Raw genomic sequence first — 16080 nt, 5'->3', positions numbered from 1 at the left:
TCCCTCTTTTCTTATATGTTGTACATCCCATTCATCCTATGAATCTAGCTTATGTCTTTATTTAACGTCCTCGCCGCGATAAACTTCCTTGAAAATCAAACAACCTATTTGTATCTATTGGTACGGATTGTTCTGAACACGTCGATAACATGATTCATTTGTTCTTCTTGATGTGTCGCCATTAACGTAAATCGAATGCGCGAAGTTCCAGATGGTACCGTTGGCGGACGGATAGCTGGTGCATAAATTCCGTGCTTATGTAATTCTTTCGAAAGGAACATGGCCTGTTCCGGTTCTCCGCAAATAATGGCAAGAATCGGAGTTTCTCCCCCCGACACTGTGTAGCCAAGGGAGGTTAATTCATTATAAAGACGCTGGCTCATGGCTCGAATGCGTACTCTGCGTTCAGGTTCTGATTGAATGATATCGACTGCTGTAAGTGCACTTGCTACTACTCCTGCTGATAAGGCGGTAGAGAAGACAAACGGTCTGGCTCGATTTAAGACATAGTCAACTAAAGACCTGCTTCCAGCGATATACCCTCCTTCTGTACCAACAGCTTTGGAGAGTGTCCCCATCTCGATATCTATCTTCCCCTTCAGTCCAAAATGTTCAGAAGTTCCCCTTCCGTCTTTGCCTAAAACCCCCGTCGCATGTGCGTCATCCACCATAACAAGTGCATCATAACGCTTGGCAAGTTCGACAATGCCTGGCAATGGCGCAATATCACCATCCATCGAAAAGACGCCATCCGTTACAATTATTCTTTTCCTGTAGCGGGTATTAATCTGGAGTTTCATTTCCAAGTCAAGTAAATCAGCATGACGATAAATCATAGTTTCCGCACGTGATAAACGGCAGCCATCAATAATACTGGCATGATTCATCTCATCGGATAAAATGAGATCGTCCTTACCAACAAGGGTCGTTAACGCTGCTATGTTAGCCATATACCCTGTGTTTAACACAATCGCTGAATCCGTTTGCTTAAACTCAGCTAGTCTTTTTTCTAGTTTTTCATGGACAATTGTATTGCCAGTTGTTAATCGTGAACCAGTAGAACCCGTACCAAATCTTTGGGTCGCTTGAACAGAAGCCTCGATTAAGCGCTGATCATTGGCAAGCCCTAAGTAATTATTGGAGGCAAACATCATCATTTTGTGCCCGTTCACCATGGCATATCCTTGATCGCTCATTGCTTCAACGGTTTGTAGTTGCCTGTAAAGTCCTCCTTCTTTAATCTTTTCTAGTTCCTTCTCCCAAATCATCTTTCCTTAACCTCATAAACCGATTGATATACAAGATTCCAATATTCGTTACCTATGAGTGGAGCTTCTTGCCATTCTCGCTGATGACTGGATTTTCTTCGAAGAATTGTTTCATCAGAAAAAAAGGGCGCCATAAATACCGCTGTTTCTCTGGAAAGTTCATGCTGTATTAACATTTCTCCTGTCATATTTGTTCCCTCCAAGCTTTTATATGTTAACTATATTTTAAAAATGGTTAACATATAAAATGAATAATAACACACAAACAAAATATTGTTCAATTACTAATTTTCAATATTTTTCTAAGTCTGTCATTTTTAATAGCGTTTTATATGTTAACTAAAATAATAAATGGTTGACATATAAAATATAAATCATGCACACTAATAGTGGGCATTTTACCTACCAATTTCAAAAAAGGAGGTTGAAAACTTGAAAGCAAAAACGATTTCTTACGTGGCCCTATTTACTGCGTTAACTGCCATTGGCGCCTTTATAAAGATCCCTATTCCCTACATACCTTTCACGCTGCAAATTCTAGCAGTCTATTTGGCAGGGGCGCTGCTAGGACCACGTCTCGGGTTACTTAGTCAATTATGCTACGTCTTAATCGGTCTTATAGGAGTGCCAGTGTTTGCCGAGGGCGGAGGTTTTGGCTATATATTTAAGCCCACTTTCGGCTATTTGCTTGGTTATATACTCGGGGCCTATGTGAATGGATGGTTGATTAACAGGCTTAATCTCTCCACGATTCGTTCCATTTTCTTCGCTAACCTAGCATCATTGCTGACTGTTTATTTATTTGGCTGTATATGGCTTTATGGAGCGATGAAGTGGGTTGTAGAAACGCCTCTTTCAATCTACCAGACAATTTTTTACGGCTTCTTACTACCTGCACCCGGTGATTTGTTGCTGTGTGTTCTATGTGCCATCATCATTCAGCAAGTAAGGCCGCGTATTGCACGATTTACAAAAATGAAGGAGCTGAAACACCCATGGGCCAAGCCTACTTTATAACCGGAACTGGCACGGATATCGGAAAAACCGTCGCCACGAGTTTACTCTATATGTCTCTTCAAACAATGGGAAAAAGCGTCACAATATTTAAGCCATTTCAAACAGGATTGATTCACGAAACGAATACATACCCCGACATCTCTTGGTTTGAGCAGGAACTTGGTGTAAAGGCACCTGGGTTTTACATGCTTGAACCAGAAACATCTCCACACTTAGCTATAAAGTTAACAGGGCAACAAATCGACGAGCAAAAGGTCGTGGAACGAGTTCACGAACTCGAACAAATGTATGACGTCGTGTTAGTCGAGGGCGCTGGGGGATTGGCCGTACCACTCATTGAACGAGCGGACAGTTTCTATATGACAACCGATTTAATTAGAGATTGCAACATGCCAGTCATTTTCGTTTCTACAAGCGGTTTAGGATCGATTCATAATGTCATAACTACGCATTCGTATGCCAAATTGCATGATATTAGCGTTAAAACTATTTTATATAACCATTATCGGCCCGACGATGAAATTCATCGTGACAATATCCTAACCGTTGAAAAACTCACAGGACTCGCTGACCTCGCCTGCATACCAACATTTGTCGACGTAAGAAAAGATCTGAGAGTCTACATACTTGATTTACTTAGTAATCATGAATTTACCCAACAACTAAAAGAGGTGTTCAAGAATGAATAGTCATGACTTAGAAAAATGGGATAAGGAATATGTATGGCATCCGTTTACACAAATGAAAACGTATCGAGAAAGTAAACCGCTAATCATTGAACGCGGGGAAGGGAGCTACCTTTTTGACGTAGAAGGCAATCGGTACTTGGACGGTTATGCTTCATTATGGGTCAACGTACATGGCCATAATGAACCAGAGCTAAACAACGCTCTCATTGAACAAGTTGAAAAAGTCGCACACTCTACACTACTAGGATCTGCAAATGTACCATCCATATTACTGGCTAAGAAATTAGCAGAGATTACTCCTGGTCATTTATCGAAAGTCTTTTACTCGGACACAGGATCAGCTGCTGTAGAAATCTCCCTTAAAGTCGCTTATCAATATTGGAAAAATATCGATCCTGTAAAGTATCAACATAAAAATAAATTTGTCTCCCTGAACGAGGCGTACCACGGTGATACAGTTGGAGCAGTGAGTGTCGGCGGAATGGATTTATTCCATAGAATCTTTAAACCACTACTATTTGAACGGATTCCAACTCCTTCTCCTTATACATATCGCATGACTGAATACGGGGATCAAGAAGCAGTGAAAAACTATTGTATTGATGAGCTGGAAAAGTTGCTTCAAGACCAAGCAGAGGAAATTGCAGGATTGATTATCGAACCGCTTGTTCAAGGAGCAGCAGGTATCATTACCCACCCTCCTGGCTTTTTAAAAGCAGTCGAACAATTGTGCAAGAAGTACAATATATTATTGATTTGTGACGAAGTAGCGGTAGGATTTGGTCGCACCGGTACATTATTTGCCTGTGAACAAGAAGATGTCGTCCCTGATATTATGTGTATCGGTAAAGGAATTACTGGCGGCTATATGCCTCTGGCGGCCACTATCATGACCGAACAAATCTTTAATTCTTTTTTAGGAGAACCCGAAGAACATAAAACCTTCTATCACGGCCACACCTATACAGGGAATCAACTAGCCTGTGCCCTGGCACTGAAGAATATCGAACTAATAGAAAGACGAGATCTCGTCAAAGACATCCAGAAAAAAGCCAAGCAGCTATCTGAAAAACTGCAAACACTATATGAACTTCCGATTGTCGGTGATGTCCGCCAGCGCGGTCTCATGATTGGAATAGAAATCGTTAAAGATCGCCAAACAAAAGAACCGTTCACAATCCAAGAAAATATCGTTTCAAGCATCATTCAAAACGCTCGGGAGAATGGTCTGATTATACGGGAACTTGGCCCCGTCATCACGATGATGCCCATTCTTTCCATGTCAGAAACAGAACTGAATATTATGGTCGAAACTGTCTACCGTGCCATTCAGGAAGTCTCCATTCATAAAGGATTGACTCAAGCAGCAAACTGATATAAATTTTTCAAAAAGAACCGGAATAAGACCATATCTCATTCCGGTTCCTTCTCGATTCAATTTTCAGTTCTTCGCAGGGGACTTCGTGAAATACGCTGCCATTAAAAGAAAGATCACAGATAATGTCCACAGTGCGATTCCCTTCCATGGGAAATCAACTGTTAAACCAATTATCTGCACGGCTGCACTTAATAAAATGAAGAATATGATTGGCCGGATTTTCATCCTGTACCTCCTCTGGCAAATTCCATACATACTTCACGTTTTTGCAAAATGATTTTTTCACCTGATACGCTAAGCACATTTCGACACGAAAAAGCCAAGTTTCCTAAGCTAAGGAAGGATTGGCTTTTATTTGTATTGGATAAGGGGGCCTACGACTCCAAAACTTTTTAACGGAGATTTATCCCGATCAAAAAAAGAATTATAATATGAATAGGATAGAAGAAATAAAAGAAATATTTTAATCCAGTACCTTTTTTCCCATTGTAGAGTAATAATAGTGGCAGTGCAGAAATCATCATCCATTGGTAATCACTAAACGGAAATAAATGATTTATAATACCGTCCTTGACAACTCCCCATTTAGCGTAAGCTGTAAAGATAATCAAGTGAAAAATGATATATACAATAGTAATTCCTACTTTACTTCTACTTAAATAAAGTAGAATACCCAGTAATACAAAGAAAATACCACCCTCAACAAAGAATATATTTCCTAATATTGCTCCATAAAATAAATGGTCTGCCTGAAAATTAATCACTATAATCTCTGAAAAAAGTACACATAAGATAGTACTAATCAGTTGCCATAAAATAAAGTACGCATATAGTTTTACCTGCCTTTTATCCAATAAATAAATTACTAGAACAATTACAAATAAAGTTGCAAAGAAATTGTTTGTGATAATGACCCCTGTTTGGCTATAGGCAATGTTAATTCCTAAATTAATAAAGGCCATAGCAACTCCTGAAAAATACAAACGTAACATGTATTTCTTTCTGTTAGATGTATGTTTGTATCCTAAAACAACACAATATATGAAAATTGGGATAGCCAACCTGCCAATCCATCTAAAATATTCTGGAGTATCAGGGATGAATTGCCCGGTATGATCAATAAACATAGAAACTAATGCAATTAGTTTAAGTAGTGTAGAAGTCATTTGAATATTCCCCATTTTGTTTCATGTAAAAAGACTAAAAGCATCAACAAAAGACACTTCTAGTCTTTCAGGTTTTATAATATGTATTTATTCTACATATCCGCTAAAATTACTTGGAGCTGCAAATTTAATGTAGTATAGTCCATTTTTATCTAAACCAGATGGAAATGCAGTTAATGTATGTCCTGAATCTAAAGTTTCAGAATATACAGAAATAATACTTGTGCTTTTATATATTTTTAAGGTTAATTTCGTAGAATGGTTATTCTTTACATAAACCTTAACTTGAGATTTCCCTTTAAAATACTTATTTGTGAATAAATTTGATCCTTGAGCAGAACCAGAAAATGTCATTCTTCCGCTACTTACTAAATTATGAGAGGTAGTTGGAGTACCAGTTCCAAAAACAGTAATTCCCCCGCTTTCAGTAACAGGTGATTCAGTTGTTACACCAATACTTTCTCCTTCTTCCGCAAACGCAACAGTACTACTAAACATTAAAACTACTAACATAATTGATAAGAAACCTAGTTTTGAAATTTTCTTCATTTTCAAAACACCATTTCTTTATTTTGACAACGAAACCTATATTAATCTATTTTACTAGTTATTTCAAATTTTTTAATATATTACAATTTATTTTCATTTTTTAATTTTACTTTTCATATGGGCAATTCAAACACTTCTATCCGTAATGGAAGAGATTTAGGGTAATAGTTTTTGACATTGGGTTGGAAAATCTAACAAATTTGTTGAAGGAAAAAGGGAAATCGTGAGAAGTTTTACTAAAACATATTTCGTCATTAAGATGGGAACATATCAATTTTCTTGGTGAATACACCTTTGATATGAAGAATATAGGATAATCGCCGCGTCCGCTTATCCAATACAAATAAAAGCTAATCCTTCCTTAGCGTATATTTTCCGCGTTTTGTTAGCAGGACCTCTCAAAACGCTGAACAACTGGCGTATGGTAATGGCCCGTTGACTCCATAAAAGAATTAGCCTGATGTGAAAACATTCTAGACTAACTTCCGGATTCTGCAAAGGGTTACATTGGATGCCCTTTTTTTCGACAATTGTTGAATGATGTCACTCTACTCAAACATAGGGATTTCCGGCGGATGCACAAAACATGATAATCATTGTAATAAAAAAGATGACCCCTTTAATTCAGAGGTCATCTTCATTTTATAGTCTATTCCTTTTTTCCTTACTGCTGGCTAAGTGTTAGCGAATGCCTTTCATGTAACCTTGAATCTTTGGTGATAAGGCCATCAGAGCCAGTCCAAGGATCATTGAAGCAACGCCGATCACTCCAAAATAAGCCATTTCGGTTTGAGGAGTGTAGAATCTAACGATTTGCGCGTTTAGTGCTTGTGCTGCTGCACTTGCCAGGAACCACAGGCTCATCGTTTGTGCCGAGAATGCAGCCGGAGCCAATTTTGTAGTTGCTGAAAGTCCAACAGGGGATAAACAAAGTTCTCCAAGCACTACAAGGAAATAACTAAGTACAAGCCATAATGGATTTACTAATGAGTCTGATCCACCGAAATAAACAGGAAGCAGGATCACCAAGAATGATAAACCGGCGAATAGCAAACCTAATGAGAATTTTTGAGGTACGGTCGGCTGACGCTTTCCTAGTTTAATCCATAACCATGCGAATACTGGTGCAAGGGTAATGATGAACAAAGGGTTCAATGATTGGAACCATGCCGGGTTTATTTCTATTCCAGCAAAATTCAACTGTGTCCGTTTGTCTGCATAATTTGCTAATATAGTTGCACCTTGCTCTTGAATTGCCCAGAACATGACAGCTGCTATAAACAAAGGAATATAGGCTATCAATCGTGAACGTTCAACAGAAGTTGTTTTAGGGCTGCGATACATGAAAATGAAATAAAGGGTCGGGATAAGGATCCCTAGGATACCTACAAGATTAATAAAGGTTTTAATCGTTAAGATACCTTTAGTGGCAGTGATGCCGATGATGGCAGCTACAATCAATGCAGCTATTCCCAATTTAGTGAATACGGTTTTCTTTTCATTTTGCGATAATGGGTTAGCAGGAAGAGTTCCAGCTAGGCCCAGGTTCTTTTTCTTTGTTGCAACAAAGACGATAAGCCCAAGTAACATACCAATTGCCGCCAGCCCAAAACCAAGGTGGAAGCTGTAATTCATTCCGACTGTACCGACAAGAAACGGTGAAAGGAATGCACCCATGTTGATACCCATATAGAATATACTGAAACCGGAATCCCGGCGATCGTCATTTTCCGCGTATATTTCCCCGACAATGCTGGAAACATTCGGTTTTAACAGACCAGTACCCAGAACAATGAGTACCATGGAAACAAAGAACATGGAGAGACTGCCTGGTACAGCAAGGACAATATGCCCGAGCATGATCAAGATACCACCGTAAAATACGGATTTTGAAGTCCCGAAAATCCTATCGGCAAGCCATCCGCCAATTATACCGGACATATATACTAAAGATCCGTAGATGGATACAAGGGCAAGGGCTGTGTGTTCATCAAGACCTAGTCCCCCTTTAGAAACCTCATAATACATATAGTAAACAAGAATGGCCTTCATGCCATAATAGGAGAAACGCTCCCAGAACTCAGTAAAGAAAAGGGTGAATAGTCCTTTGGGGTTTCCAAAAAAACCTTTTTGAGGTACACTATCCACAATTTTCTGTTTATTTATCGTTGCCATACCTAGCCCTCCTTTTATTATTGTATAATAACTTTTATTTGCTCTATTGTAAATAAATATTTAGTATATTTAAATAATTGTTTTCAAAATAAAATAGTGCTTCTCACCTTGAAAACCGATCTTACAATCTCCAAAAGGGCAAACCACTATTCAATTTTGCCTATAAAGATGAATCACCAATGATATAATACCTAACTTTCCCGACCGCATCGCAACAGATACACTGTGCAAAAAAAGAGGGTTCGAAAAATATAAGAGCAAATAAAAAGAGTGTATTGTAAAAAAATCCAACCAAAACCATTCAATACACCGTATAATATATATAGTAAAAATACTTTTTAAAACGAGGAGGCACAAATATGATAGGTCTAGTAACAGTTATAATGATATTTTCCATTCCCATTATTGGAATCATAACGAGCCATTTCGAAAAACAAGCAAAAACTAAACACAATATGATTAAAGACGAATTAGAACTCGAAAAACTTAAACACGCAAATTTTCTTATTGAAACGGAAAAAATGAGGCTTGAACTGGATCAGATGAAATTTGGGGAATCAAAAGACGAACCAAAGTTACTGTAATCGCGTAACTTTGGTTCGTCTTTAATTAACGAGTATTTTGAGTTCTCTGTTTTAAAAACAAATCGCTCTTCATACATATAAGTTTAAATAAGTAAGTTCTTAATGAATATATTGATCCCCAACTAGAAGATCTGATATAACCTTGGTCGGGATCGTAAATTCAACTGCACCCATATATCCTGGTGCTGCTTCATAGCTGTTAAAAGCGATCACAAGCTTGCCATCTTTGTTGATATAAAAGTTTTGGGTTGCATCGATACCTTTAAATTCAACAAATTCATCGTCTTCCACCCAATATATTTTATTTGGGTCCTCAGCCATTTGCTGTTTCATCTGTTCCATAATATTCTCGTTTATTACCTGAAGATAGCGGTCATCTTTAAACAAGCTATTTAACGTTAATAGCACTTCGTTTTTCTTGTCAACTGTATCAAATTGGCTCTCTGTAGAACTGGAAGCTTGAATCTTGTCTGTATAACGCTGGACGGATAATATCGTGTCATTATCGGTTAATATCTTATATCCACTTTCCACCGAGATATTTCCATTTTCTCCTTCCTTCAGAGTAGACATGGAGTCCGTGAATTCCTTATAGAGCTGTTTGCTCTCCGCTAAGTATTTATCATTTAAGCTATTTTCCAGCTGTTTATTTTCCAGTCCTGTAATAGCTGGTGTTTTGATTACTGCTGAGGAATTATTTTCTTCTTCATTCCATTCAACGAATGTAATCACTTCGATGACTTTTTCAACTATCGGAATGTCGCTCATTGCTTTTGCCACTGCTGGGCTCATGTTTACTGAGGCTGTCACAATCAGCATGGCCGCTGCTGCTGTAATCCATATGGTTCTGGCAACCCTCGGCTTTTTCCTGGGTTTTTCATTCAAGGCCGCTTGAACGACATCGTTTAATTCCTTTGGGATTGGTGTTTGAAGATACTCTTCTCGCAGATCCTTTAATTTTTTTTCCATTTTTTCGTTTCCTCCTGTTCAGTCATGTTGATCCGCAATAGTTGCAGTGCTTTATATAATCTCGTTTTAATTGTGCTTACGTTCTCTTCCAGCACTTCCGCTATTTCTTCCAACTTCAAGTCCTCAAAGAAACGAAGAATGACTACCGTTTTATACTTGATCGAAAGTCCCTCCATGGCCCTTTGCAAATCCAGGTCCCGATAGTGATCTTCCTCTCCACTACGTAAGTATTCTATTGTTTCGTCATCCGCAATTGTCAGTTTCTTATTCTTTCGTAAAACATCAAGTGCCGTTCTGACTATGATCTTATATAACCAGCTGTCTATAGAAGCAGCATCTTTAATTTTGCTGCTCGAGGCTAGCGCTTTTCTAATTGATTCCTGCACGATATCAAGCGCATCCTCTTTATTTTTCACATAGTAAAAAGCAAGTCTGTACAAATTTTCTTGCCGTTCGGTTATCCGGGCCGCTATTAATTGATTTATATCTAGATTTTTCATTCCCTTAAAGAGCTCCTTACATTTAAATTACGTATCCTAGGTACAAAGAATAGACGCTCGACGGGCTTTAAAAGTTTGAAAATGGCTAAAGAAAGATTTTCATATAAAAAAATGAAATTTCTTACAAACTTTTAAGGCTTTTGGCGCGTCTATATAGTAGAATGATTATCGAGGTGGAATGCATCATGAGGAAATTAAATTATAAAAAGGTCTTTATTTTTCTATTTTGTCTAACAGCTGCAGTGGGAGCAATGGGTTTAGCTATAAAAAGCCTAGCTTTTGATAAGAAGAAAACTGTTTCGGCTTATTCAAATGATCAAAATTACCCAGAAGCTGATATTCAAACGTTTGTAAAAGATGATACGAAAGGCGGGTATTCAGTAAGCAGGCCCGTTCTTCATATAGAAAATATCGACATGCAACTAGAAGCTTACATAAAAAAAGAAATAAAAGATTACGAAAAGAAATGGAAAGCCATTGGCGGTAAAGCGTCTTCTGAGCTTAACCTCACTTATACGATACTCCATTTCAGCAAGCAAACCATTACCATTTCCTTCGATAAATATGAACAAGTAGGAGGAAAGAAGCAGTCCGGATCCCGGATCTTCACTTATGATATTCCATCTCAGAAAAAACTCTCTATAGAAGACATTTTTGCCCCGGATACTGATTATTTATCCGTTTTATCTGACATTGTTTTTGAAGAGTTAACCGAGAGTAAAGAAGAAGGCATTTCGAAAAGTCTTGTTAAGAAGAAAACCCAACTAAAAGCAGCCAACTTTGATTCTTTTTCAGTGCTGAAAAATACGCTTGTATTCTATGTAAAGACTGATGAGGATGGAGACTCATCTAAGACTCATACCATCGCTATTAATAAAGAACTTTTCAAAAATAGTTTGCTAGATTCATATCAAAGTAAAGATTTAAATCAGGATCGTGTAAAGGAATGGCAACCGAAACATGTCGTCGCCAAGCTCCCAGTGAAAAATGAATGGATTGACCCTTCACAAAAGGTAATCGCCTTAACGTTCGATGACGGGCCACATCCAAGTCATACTATGTCTATCCTGGAAGCCCTAAACAAGTATGATGCACATGCTACCTTTTTTGTGCTTGGAAGCCGCGTGCAACACTATCCAGAGGTGCTGCAAAAGATGACTGAACAAGGAAATGAAATCGGCAACCATTCCTGGGATCATCCGCAATTGACACGTCTAAGCAAGAAAAAAATCAAAAGTCAAATTGAGCAGACTCAAGACGCTATTGAAAAAGCTACCGGAACTGAGCCAGACCTTATTCGTCCCCCATATGGAGCGATTAACGATAATGTCCGGGAATATATGGAAGATATGAAGGTCACACTTTGGGATGTTGACCCTGAAGACTGGAAAAATCGCAGTAAAAAGAAGATTGTAGGCAAAGTAATGAGCAAAGCCAAAGACGGTAAAGTCATTCTTATGCATGATATTTACCAAACTAGCGCCCAGGCTGCAGTGGAAATCATCAAACAATTGCATGACAAAGGATATCAACTAGTTACCATTTCCGAACTAGAGCAGGTAAAAAAAGACCGCGAACTTTACGGTATCGACTTACAAGAATAATAGATTGTTAGCAGATTAAACGAAAAAGAGAAGGATAGATAAAAGCCAAATTAATTCGCTTTTATCTATCCTTCTCTCCTTTTATTTTCAACCCTGTTATGCACCTTCATTAAAGCCTTTAATATCTTCTTTAGTAGGAGCTGAGGTTCAAAATGGAACTGCCAATGATTTTTCAGTCATAAAAGAAACGTCCGTCATTTACATACCAGGCTCTCAGTGCCCCATGAATGCAAAATAAGCAGGCCTTTGATTACATAGCAAAGGTCTGCTCAACTTTTTTATTCCCCAAGATCCACATTGTGATAGACCTGTTGAACATCTTCTAAATCTTCTAATGCATCGATCATTTTTTCGAATTGTACTTGTGCATCTTCCGGAAGGGTTAGGTCATTTTGTGCAAGCATCGTTAGCTCTGCTACTGTAAATTCCGTAATGCCCGCATCTTTGAATGCTTTTTGTACAGCATGGAATTGTTCAGGTTCAGCATAAACGATAACCGATTCTTCTTCTTCAATAATGTCACGTACGTCAACATCCGCTTCCATTAATAGTTCAAGCACATCGTCTCCAGTTTTACCTTCAATACCGATAACTGCCGTTGCATCAAACATATAGGCTACAGATCCACTGACTCCCATGTTTCCTCCGTTTTTACCAAATGCAGCACGCACATCTGATGCCGTCCGGTTCACGTTGTTTGTCAGCGCATCTACGATAACCATTGATCCATTTGGTCCGAAGCCTTCATAACGAAGTTCGTCATAGCTTTCTTCAGAACCGCCTTTTGCTTTTTCAATCGCACGGTCAATAATCGCTCTCGGCACATTGTATGTTTTCGCACGTTCAAGTACAACTCTCAAAGCCTGATTGGATTCTGGATCTGGTTCACCTTGTTTGGCCACTACATAAATTTCACGTCCAAACTTAGCATAAATACGACTTGTATTTGCATCTTTTGAAGCTTTTTTTTCTTTGATATTGTTCCACTTACGACCCATTATATTCCACTCTCTTTCATCATTGAATATACACAAATTGATTACTATAATTCTTGTCTCTACAGCATTTTTTCATATAACTACAAGGAAATCCATAAATAAATTCCACGGAAGATATGCTATACGATTACTAGATTATATTATACATCAATTGTATAAATTTGAAAAAGTCCTGCACACCATCTCTAGGGACAAATTGATCCCAACTTGGCACTTTGTTTTTTTTAATACTATGGAAAACGCCAAGAGTAGTATAGTATAAAATGATTACAAAGGAGAGATGCTACATGACGGATACTCAAATTATTATCGGGATACCTGGAAAGTGGAAGAACCGAACAGAATTGATTCAAGCTGTGGCTTCTCAAAGTGAAGGGTACCTGCTAGCCGGTCATATTTTGCATAGCAAGGATAAAAACATAACTTTCCAAGTGGAAGTCTATGATTATGAACCGAGTTTAAAAGAGACCTTTTCCTATGCCAGTAAAGGGGCCTTTTCGGAGCGTTTATTAGAGGAAATCAATAATCATACTTTTACGGTATATATAATTGCTGATGTATCTGACTTTGGAAATATTACAGATTTGATTGATGCTGGGGCAGCAATCCTGAAGGCTGGTGGAATGGCTGTAAAAATAGAAACCACAGGCATTGCACATTCAAAAGAGGATTGGCAACAACTTCATCATACCCCGGATATTCTCTCGGTTTATGCCCATTTTGTTACGATTATTGGCGAGGAAGATTATTATTGTTCATTTGGAATGAAAGCATTTGGTCTACCAGATGCCGTGACACTTAACACGATGAGACCAAAAGAGGCAGCTGATTTACTTAACACATTTAATTATTATCATGCAGGAGAAAGACCCATCTTTACAAATGGTGAAACCTTTTGTGTACAACCAGATGCACCCACCTATATATTGACGGGTCTTCAAGACTTTAGATACGAAGAAGACCATCCTTTCTACAACCCATTTGGATTATGGAATTTAGGGACAAGTAAATAGAGGAGCTAAAAGCTCCTCTATTTTTGTTATTCAAGCTGATCCCGTACTCTTTTCTTCCTCATTTTCTTTCTTCACGAGTGACATACCGCTTGCTTGGTATTTAAGGATTTTTTGAATGACCGTGCCGAGATGTGCTCCCGCTTCGACCGGTGGAATGCCGCCTTTATGAATGTTAGAGATAACCATCCGCTCTGCTTCAATAGTACCCAAACAAGGTTCGTAGCAAAAATAGGCGCTCAGTGATTCAGCACTGACAAGTCCCGGTCGTTCGCCGATCAACAAGACAATGACCTTTGGTCTAAGAATTTCACCGACATCATCCATCACAGCAACTCTGCCTTTTTCAATATAAAAGGGAGTACCGACATCCAAGTTTGCCCTTAGCAAAGATTGTTTAAAAGATAGATAAACGTCTTCCACATTTTCTTCCACTGCCTTGGAGCTCAAGCCATCTGAAATGATGATTTGAACCATAGGGCCCTTTATGCACTTGGCTTCAATCATTTGCTTTGCTTCGTCCGAAAGCTTTCGGCCATAATCCGGACGACGCAAATAGACTTCCTTATCACTCGCCCTCGTTTTCACTTTGAACAGATCCAACCGTTTCAATAAAACCTCACTAACGTCACCATATACTGCATCAACCGCCGCAGCGTGGTCAAACCTAAACTTCAGCCATGAATCTGTCCTCGGACGTGTCCCTGCTCTGCCTATCCCTATTCGAGCAGGAGTTTTCGTTATCAAGGCTTCCAATTCTTCCTTATTAAATGGTTCGTTTATTCCCATATCATCCACTCCTAACGTTTAAAAATAGTCGGATCACCCGCGCGTTTCGTCAACTTGCCGTTTTCCATGATACCCATCTTCTCTAGCCAAGATTCGAATAAAGGTGCAGGTCGCTTGTTCATCGTTTGCCTCAATGTTGCAATATCGTGGAAACTCAAAGACTGATAGTTCAACATACAGTCATCCCCCATTGGAGTAGCAATGATAAAATTCACACCAGCCGCGGATAAAAGAACACCCAGGTCCTCAATATCATTTTGATCCGCTTTCATATGATTCGTATAGCAAATATCCACTCCCATCGGCAGGCCATGCATTTTCCCCATAAAATGATCCTCTAATCCGGCGCGAATGACCTGCTTACTGTTATAAAGATATTCTGGACCGATGAATCCGACGACCGTATTGACGATGTACGGATCAAAATAGCGTGCAAAGCCATAGTTCCTGGCCTCAAGCGTCACTTGATCAATTCCAAAGTGGGCTTCCGCTGATAATTCTGAACCTTGCCCCGTTTCAAAATAAAGATGTTGTGGACCTGTGCCGGTTCCATAAGACTTTGCTACCTCATTGGCTTCTTCAAGCAATTCAACGCTAATTCCAAAAGAACGATTGGCCGCTTCCGTTCCGGCTATACTTTGAAAAATCATATCAGCGGGTGCTCCCTGCTGTACGGCTTTAATTTGAGTGGTCACATGAGCAAGTACGCAATTTTGGGTTGGGATATTCCATTTTTGAATAACGTCCTGAGTGGCATTTAACAACCTTTTGATACTTTCCACTGAATCATCGACAGGGTTGATTCCAATGAGTGCATCCCCAATTCCATAGGAAAGCCCCTCCTTTAATGAAGCTAGCATCCCTTCCACATTGTCAGTCGGATGGTTAGGCTGAAGACGGGAGGCAAGTGTTCCTTTGTATCCGATCGTACTATTGTTTTTGGTAAGCACTTCGATTTTATTGGCTGCATGGATGAGATCGAGATTCGACATGAGCTTTGTTGCAGCAGCAATCATTTCACTATTTAGTCCTCTACTTATCCTCATTAACTCTTCGCCAGTCGTCTCATCACTTAAAATATATTCCCGCAGCTCGGCAACCGTCCAATTTTTCACAGATTGATAGATGCTACGATTGATGAGTCCATCAATTATTCGGGACACCTCATCCTCATCCGGAGAGAGTAATGGATAGTTTCGAATGTCTGCTAAAGTCACTTCGCTTAGTACCGATTTCGCAGCTATCCGTTCCTGGACCGATTCAGCTGCAATCCCTGCAAGTCTATCCCCTGATTTCTCTTCGTTTGCCTTGGCCAAGACGTCTTTAAGTGAAGTAAATTGATAGGTTTCCCCAAAGTATTGTGTAGATAATTTCATCATATCCT

At 39.0% G+C, this 16080-nt stretch carries 16 protein-coding genes and 1 pseudogene; 6 read left to right on the top strand and 11 right to left on the bottom strand.

Annotated features, from left to right (window positions below; genetic code table 11):
• Positions 1–104: 104 nt before the first annotated feature.
• Both bioF and JFU50_RS13620 read right to left on the bottom strand, forming a co-directional pair.
• Positions 105–1268: an 8-amino-7-oxononanoate synthase gene (gene bioF, locus JFU50_RS13625; RefSeq protein WP_201186917.1), complete on the bottom strand. Its 1164-nt coding sequence runs from the start codon at positions 1266–1268 to the stop codon at positions 105–107.
• Positions 1265–1456 carry a hypothetical protein gene (locus JFU50_RS13620; protein ID WP_201222885.1) on the bottom strand — a complete coding sequence of 64 codons (192 nt, stop codon included), beginning with the start codon at positions 1454–1456 and terminating at the stop codon, positions 1265–1267. The genes bioF and JFU50_RS13620 overlap by 4 nt, the downstream gene beginning before the upstream one ends.
• Positions 1457–1700: 244 nt before the next feature.
• Here JFU50_RS13620 and JFU50_RS13615 point away from each other — a divergent pair, with 244 nt between their 5' ends.
• From JFU50_RS13615 to bioA, 3 genes are read left to right on the top strand one after another with little or no spacing between them, the layout of a single operon-like run.
• Positions 1701–2285 carry a biotin transporter BioY gene (locus JFU50_RS13615; protein ID WP_201222884.1) on the top strand — a complete coding sequence of 195 codons (585 nt, stop codon included), beginning with the start codon at positions 1701–1703 and terminating at the stop codon, positions 2283–2285.
• Positions 2264–2974 (top strand): dethiobiotin synthase, encoded by a 711-nt coding sequence (gene bioD / locus JFU50_RS13610; protein ID WP_201222883.1) that lies wholly within the window; start codon positions 2264–2266, stop codon positions 2972–2974. Before JFU50_RS13615 ends, bioD begins: the two co-directional genes overlap by 22 nt.
• Positions 2967–4349, top strand: coding sequence for an adenosylmethionine--8-amino-7-oxononanoate transaminase (gene bioA / locus JFU50_RS13605; RefSeq protein ID WP_201186921.1), 1383 nt, complete (start codon positions 2967–2969; stop codon positions 4347–4349). The genes bioD and bioA overlap by 8 nt, the downstream gene beginning before the upstream one ends.
• A 66-nt stretch (positions 4350–4415) precedes the next feature.
• Here the strand turns inward: bioA and JFU50_RS13600 are convergent, their stop codons facing one another.
• The 4 genes from JFU50_RS13600 to JFU50_RS13585 all read right to left on the bottom strand — a co-directional run bounded on the left by JFU50_RS13600 (position 4416) and on the right by JFU50_RS13585 (position 8242).
• Entirely contained in the window at positions 4416–4577 is a 162-nt protein-coding gene (locus tag JFU50_RS13600; protein ID WP_201186923.1) for a hypothetical protein, read from the bottom strand.
• Positions 4578–4744: 167 nt separating this feature from the next.
• Positions 4745–5533 (bottom strand): TraX family protein, encoded by a 789-nt coding sequence (locus tag JFU50_RS13595; RefSeq protein ID WP_242486939.1) that lies wholly within the window; start codon positions 5531–5533, stop codon positions 4745–4747.
• Between the two features lie 72 nt (positions 5534–5605).
• A complete protein-coding gene (locus JFU50_RS13590) occupies positions 5606–6067 on the bottom strand; it encodes a hypothetical protein (protein ID WP_201222882.1) in 462 nt (153 codons plus the stop codon).
• Between the two features lie 681 nt (positions 6068–6748).
• Positions 6749–8242 (bottom strand): peptide MFS transporter, encoded by a 1494-nt coding sequence (locus JFU50_RS13585; protein ID WP_201186927.1) that lies wholly within the window; start codon positions 8240–8242, stop codon positions 6749–6751.
• A gap of 359 nt (positions 8243–8601) precedes the next feature.
• On the opposite strand from JFU50_RS13585, the gene JFU50_RS13580 reads away from it, so the two are divergent.
• Positions 8602–8826 carry a hypothetical protein gene (locus JFU50_RS13580; protein WP_201186929.1) on the top strand — a complete coding sequence of 75 codons (225 nt, stop codon included), beginning with the start codon at positions 8602–8604 and terminating at the stop codon, positions 8824–8826.
• Positions 8827–8925: 99 nt separating this feature from the next.
• Here JFU50_RS13580 and JFU50_RS13575 read toward each other — a convergent pair whose 3' ends face one another.
• Together JFU50_RS13575 and JFU50_RS13570 are read right to left on the bottom strand one after the other, a co-directional pair.
• On the bottom strand, positions 8926–9795 hold the full coding sequence (locus tag JFU50_RS13575) for a DUF3298 and DUF4163 domain-containing protein (RefSeq protein ID WP_201222881.1): 870 nt from the start codon (positions 9793–9795) through the stop codon (positions 8926–8928).
• A complete protein-coding gene (locus JFU50_RS13570) occupies positions 9780–10295 on the bottom strand; it encodes an RNA polymerase sigma factor (RefSeq protein ID WP_057215326.1) in 516 nt (171 codons plus the stop codon). The genes JFU50_RS13575 and JFU50_RS13570 overlap by 16 nt, the downstream gene beginning before the upstream one ends.
• Before the next feature lie 185 nt (positions 10296–10480).
• Between JFU50_RS13570 and JFU50_RS13565 the strand changes: the two genes are divergently transcribed.
• Complete coding sequence (locus JFU50_RS13565; RefSeq protein WP_201222880.1) at positions 10481–11899, top strand: polysaccharide deacetylase family protein; 1419 nt, start codon at positions 10481–10483, stop codon at positions 11897–11899.
• 278 nt (positions 11900–12177) lie between these two features.
• Here the strand turns inward: JFU50_RS13565 and JFU50_RS13560 are convergent, their stop codons facing one another.
• The gene (locus JFU50_RS13560) at positions 12178–12897 is read right to left on the bottom strand and encodes a YebC/PmpR family DNA-binding transcriptional regulator (protein ID WP_201186933.1); all 720 of its coding nucleotides are present in this window, start codon (positions 12895–12897) and stop codon (positions 12178–12180) included.
• Between the two features lie 287 nt (positions 12898–13184).
• On the opposite strand from JFU50_RS13560, the gene JFU50_RS13555 reads away from it, so the two are divergent.
• Positions 13185–13910, top strand: a complete 726-nt coding sequence (locus JFU50_RS13555; protein ID WP_201186934.1) for a DUF4261 domain-containing protein — start codon at positions 13185–13187, stop codon at positions 13908–13910.
• A 30-nt stretch (positions 13911–13940) separates the two neighbouring features.
• Here JFU50_RS13555 and eutC read toward each other — a convergent pair.
• Together eutC and JFU50_RS13545 are read right to left on the bottom strand one after the other, a co-directional pair.
• Positions 13941–14693, bottom strand: a pseudogene (gene eutC, locus JFU50_RS13550) (ethanolamine ammonia-lyase subunit EutC); the annotation flags it as partial.
• A 14-nt stretch (positions 14694–14707) separates the two neighbouring features.
• A complete protein-coding gene (locus JFU50_RS13545) occupies positions 14708–16072 on the bottom strand; it encodes an ethanolamine ammonia-lyase subunit EutB (protein ID WP_201222876.1) in 1365 nt (454 codons plus the stop codon).
• Between the last annotated feature and the right edge of the window lie 8 nt (positions 16073–16080).

Source organism: Peribacillus sp. TH14 (assembly GCF_016651145.1).
Taxonomy (GTDB): domain Bacteria; phylum Bacillota; class Bacilli; order Bacillales; family DSM-1321; genus Peribacillus; species Peribacillus butanolivorans.
The sequence above is the reverse complement of the archived record's forward strand: the minus strand, read 5'-3'. Positions and strand labels throughout refer to the sequence as shown.

What these genes read in the sequence shown, in the direction of transcription:
- bioF (WP_201186917.1), bottom strand. Translation starts at nt 1,268, where the DNA reads ATGATTTGGGAGAAGGAACTAGAAAAGATTAAAGAAGGAGGACTTTAC.
- JFU50_RS13620 (WP_201222885.1), bottom strand. Translation starts at nt 1,456, where the DNA reads ATGACAGGAGAAATGTTAATACAGCATGAACTTTCCAGAGAAACAGCG.
- bioD (WP_201222883.1), top strand. Translation starts at nt 2,264, where the DNA reads ATGGGCCAAGCCTACTTTATAACCGGAACTGGCACGGATATCGGAAAA.
- bioA (WP_201186921.1), top strand. Translation starts at nt 2,967, where the DNA reads ATGAATAGTCATGACTTAGAAAAATGGGATAAGGAATATGTATGGCAT.
- JFU50_RS13600 (WP_201186923.1), bottom strand. Translation starts at nt 4,577, where the DNA reads ATGAAAATCCGGCCAATCATATTCTTCATTTTATTAAGTGCAGCCGTG.
- JFU50_RS13595 (WP_242486939.1), bottom strand. Translation starts at nt 5,533, where the DNA reads ATGGGGAATATTCAAATGACTTCTACACTACTTAAACTAATTGCATTA.
- JFU50_RS13590 (WP_201222882.1), bottom strand. Translation starts at nt 6,067, where the DNA reads ATGAAGAAAATTTCAAAACTAGGTTTCTTATCAATTATGTTAGTAGTT.
- JFU50_RS13585 (WP_201186927.1), bottom strand. Translation starts at nt 8,242, where the DNA reads ATGGCAACGATAAATAAACAGAAAATTGTGGATAGTGTACCTCAAAAA.
- JFU50_RS13580 (WP_201186929.1), top strand. Translation starts at nt 8,602, where the DNA reads ATGATAGGTCTAGTAACAGTTATAATGATATTTTCCATTCCCATTATT.
- JFU50_RS13575 (WP_201222881.1), bottom strand. Translation starts at nt 9,795, where the DNA reads ATGGAAAAAAAATTAAAGGATCTGCGAGAAGAGTATCTTCAAACACCA.
- JFU50_RS13570 (WP_057215326.1), bottom strand. Translation starts at nt 10,295, where the DNA reads ATGAAAAATCTAGATATAAATCAATTAATAGCGGCCCGGATAACCGAA.
- JFU50_RS13565 (WP_201222880.1), top strand. Translation starts at nt 10,481, where the DNA reads ATGAGGAAATTAAATTATAAAAAGGTCTTTATTTTTCTATTTTGTCTA.
- JFU50_RS13560 (WP_201186933.1), bottom strand. Translation starts at nt 12,897, where the DNA reads ATGGGTCGTAAGTGGAACAATATCAAAGAAAAAAAAGCTTCAAAAGAT.
- JFU50_RS13555 (WP_201186934.1), top strand. Translation starts at nt 13,185, where the DNA reads ATGACGGATACTCAAATTATTATCGGGATACCTGGAAAGTGGAAGAAC.
- JFU50_RS13545 (WP_201222876.1), bottom strand. Translation starts at nt 16,072, where the DNA reads ATGAAATTATCTACACAATACTTTGGGGAAACCTATCAATTTACTTCA.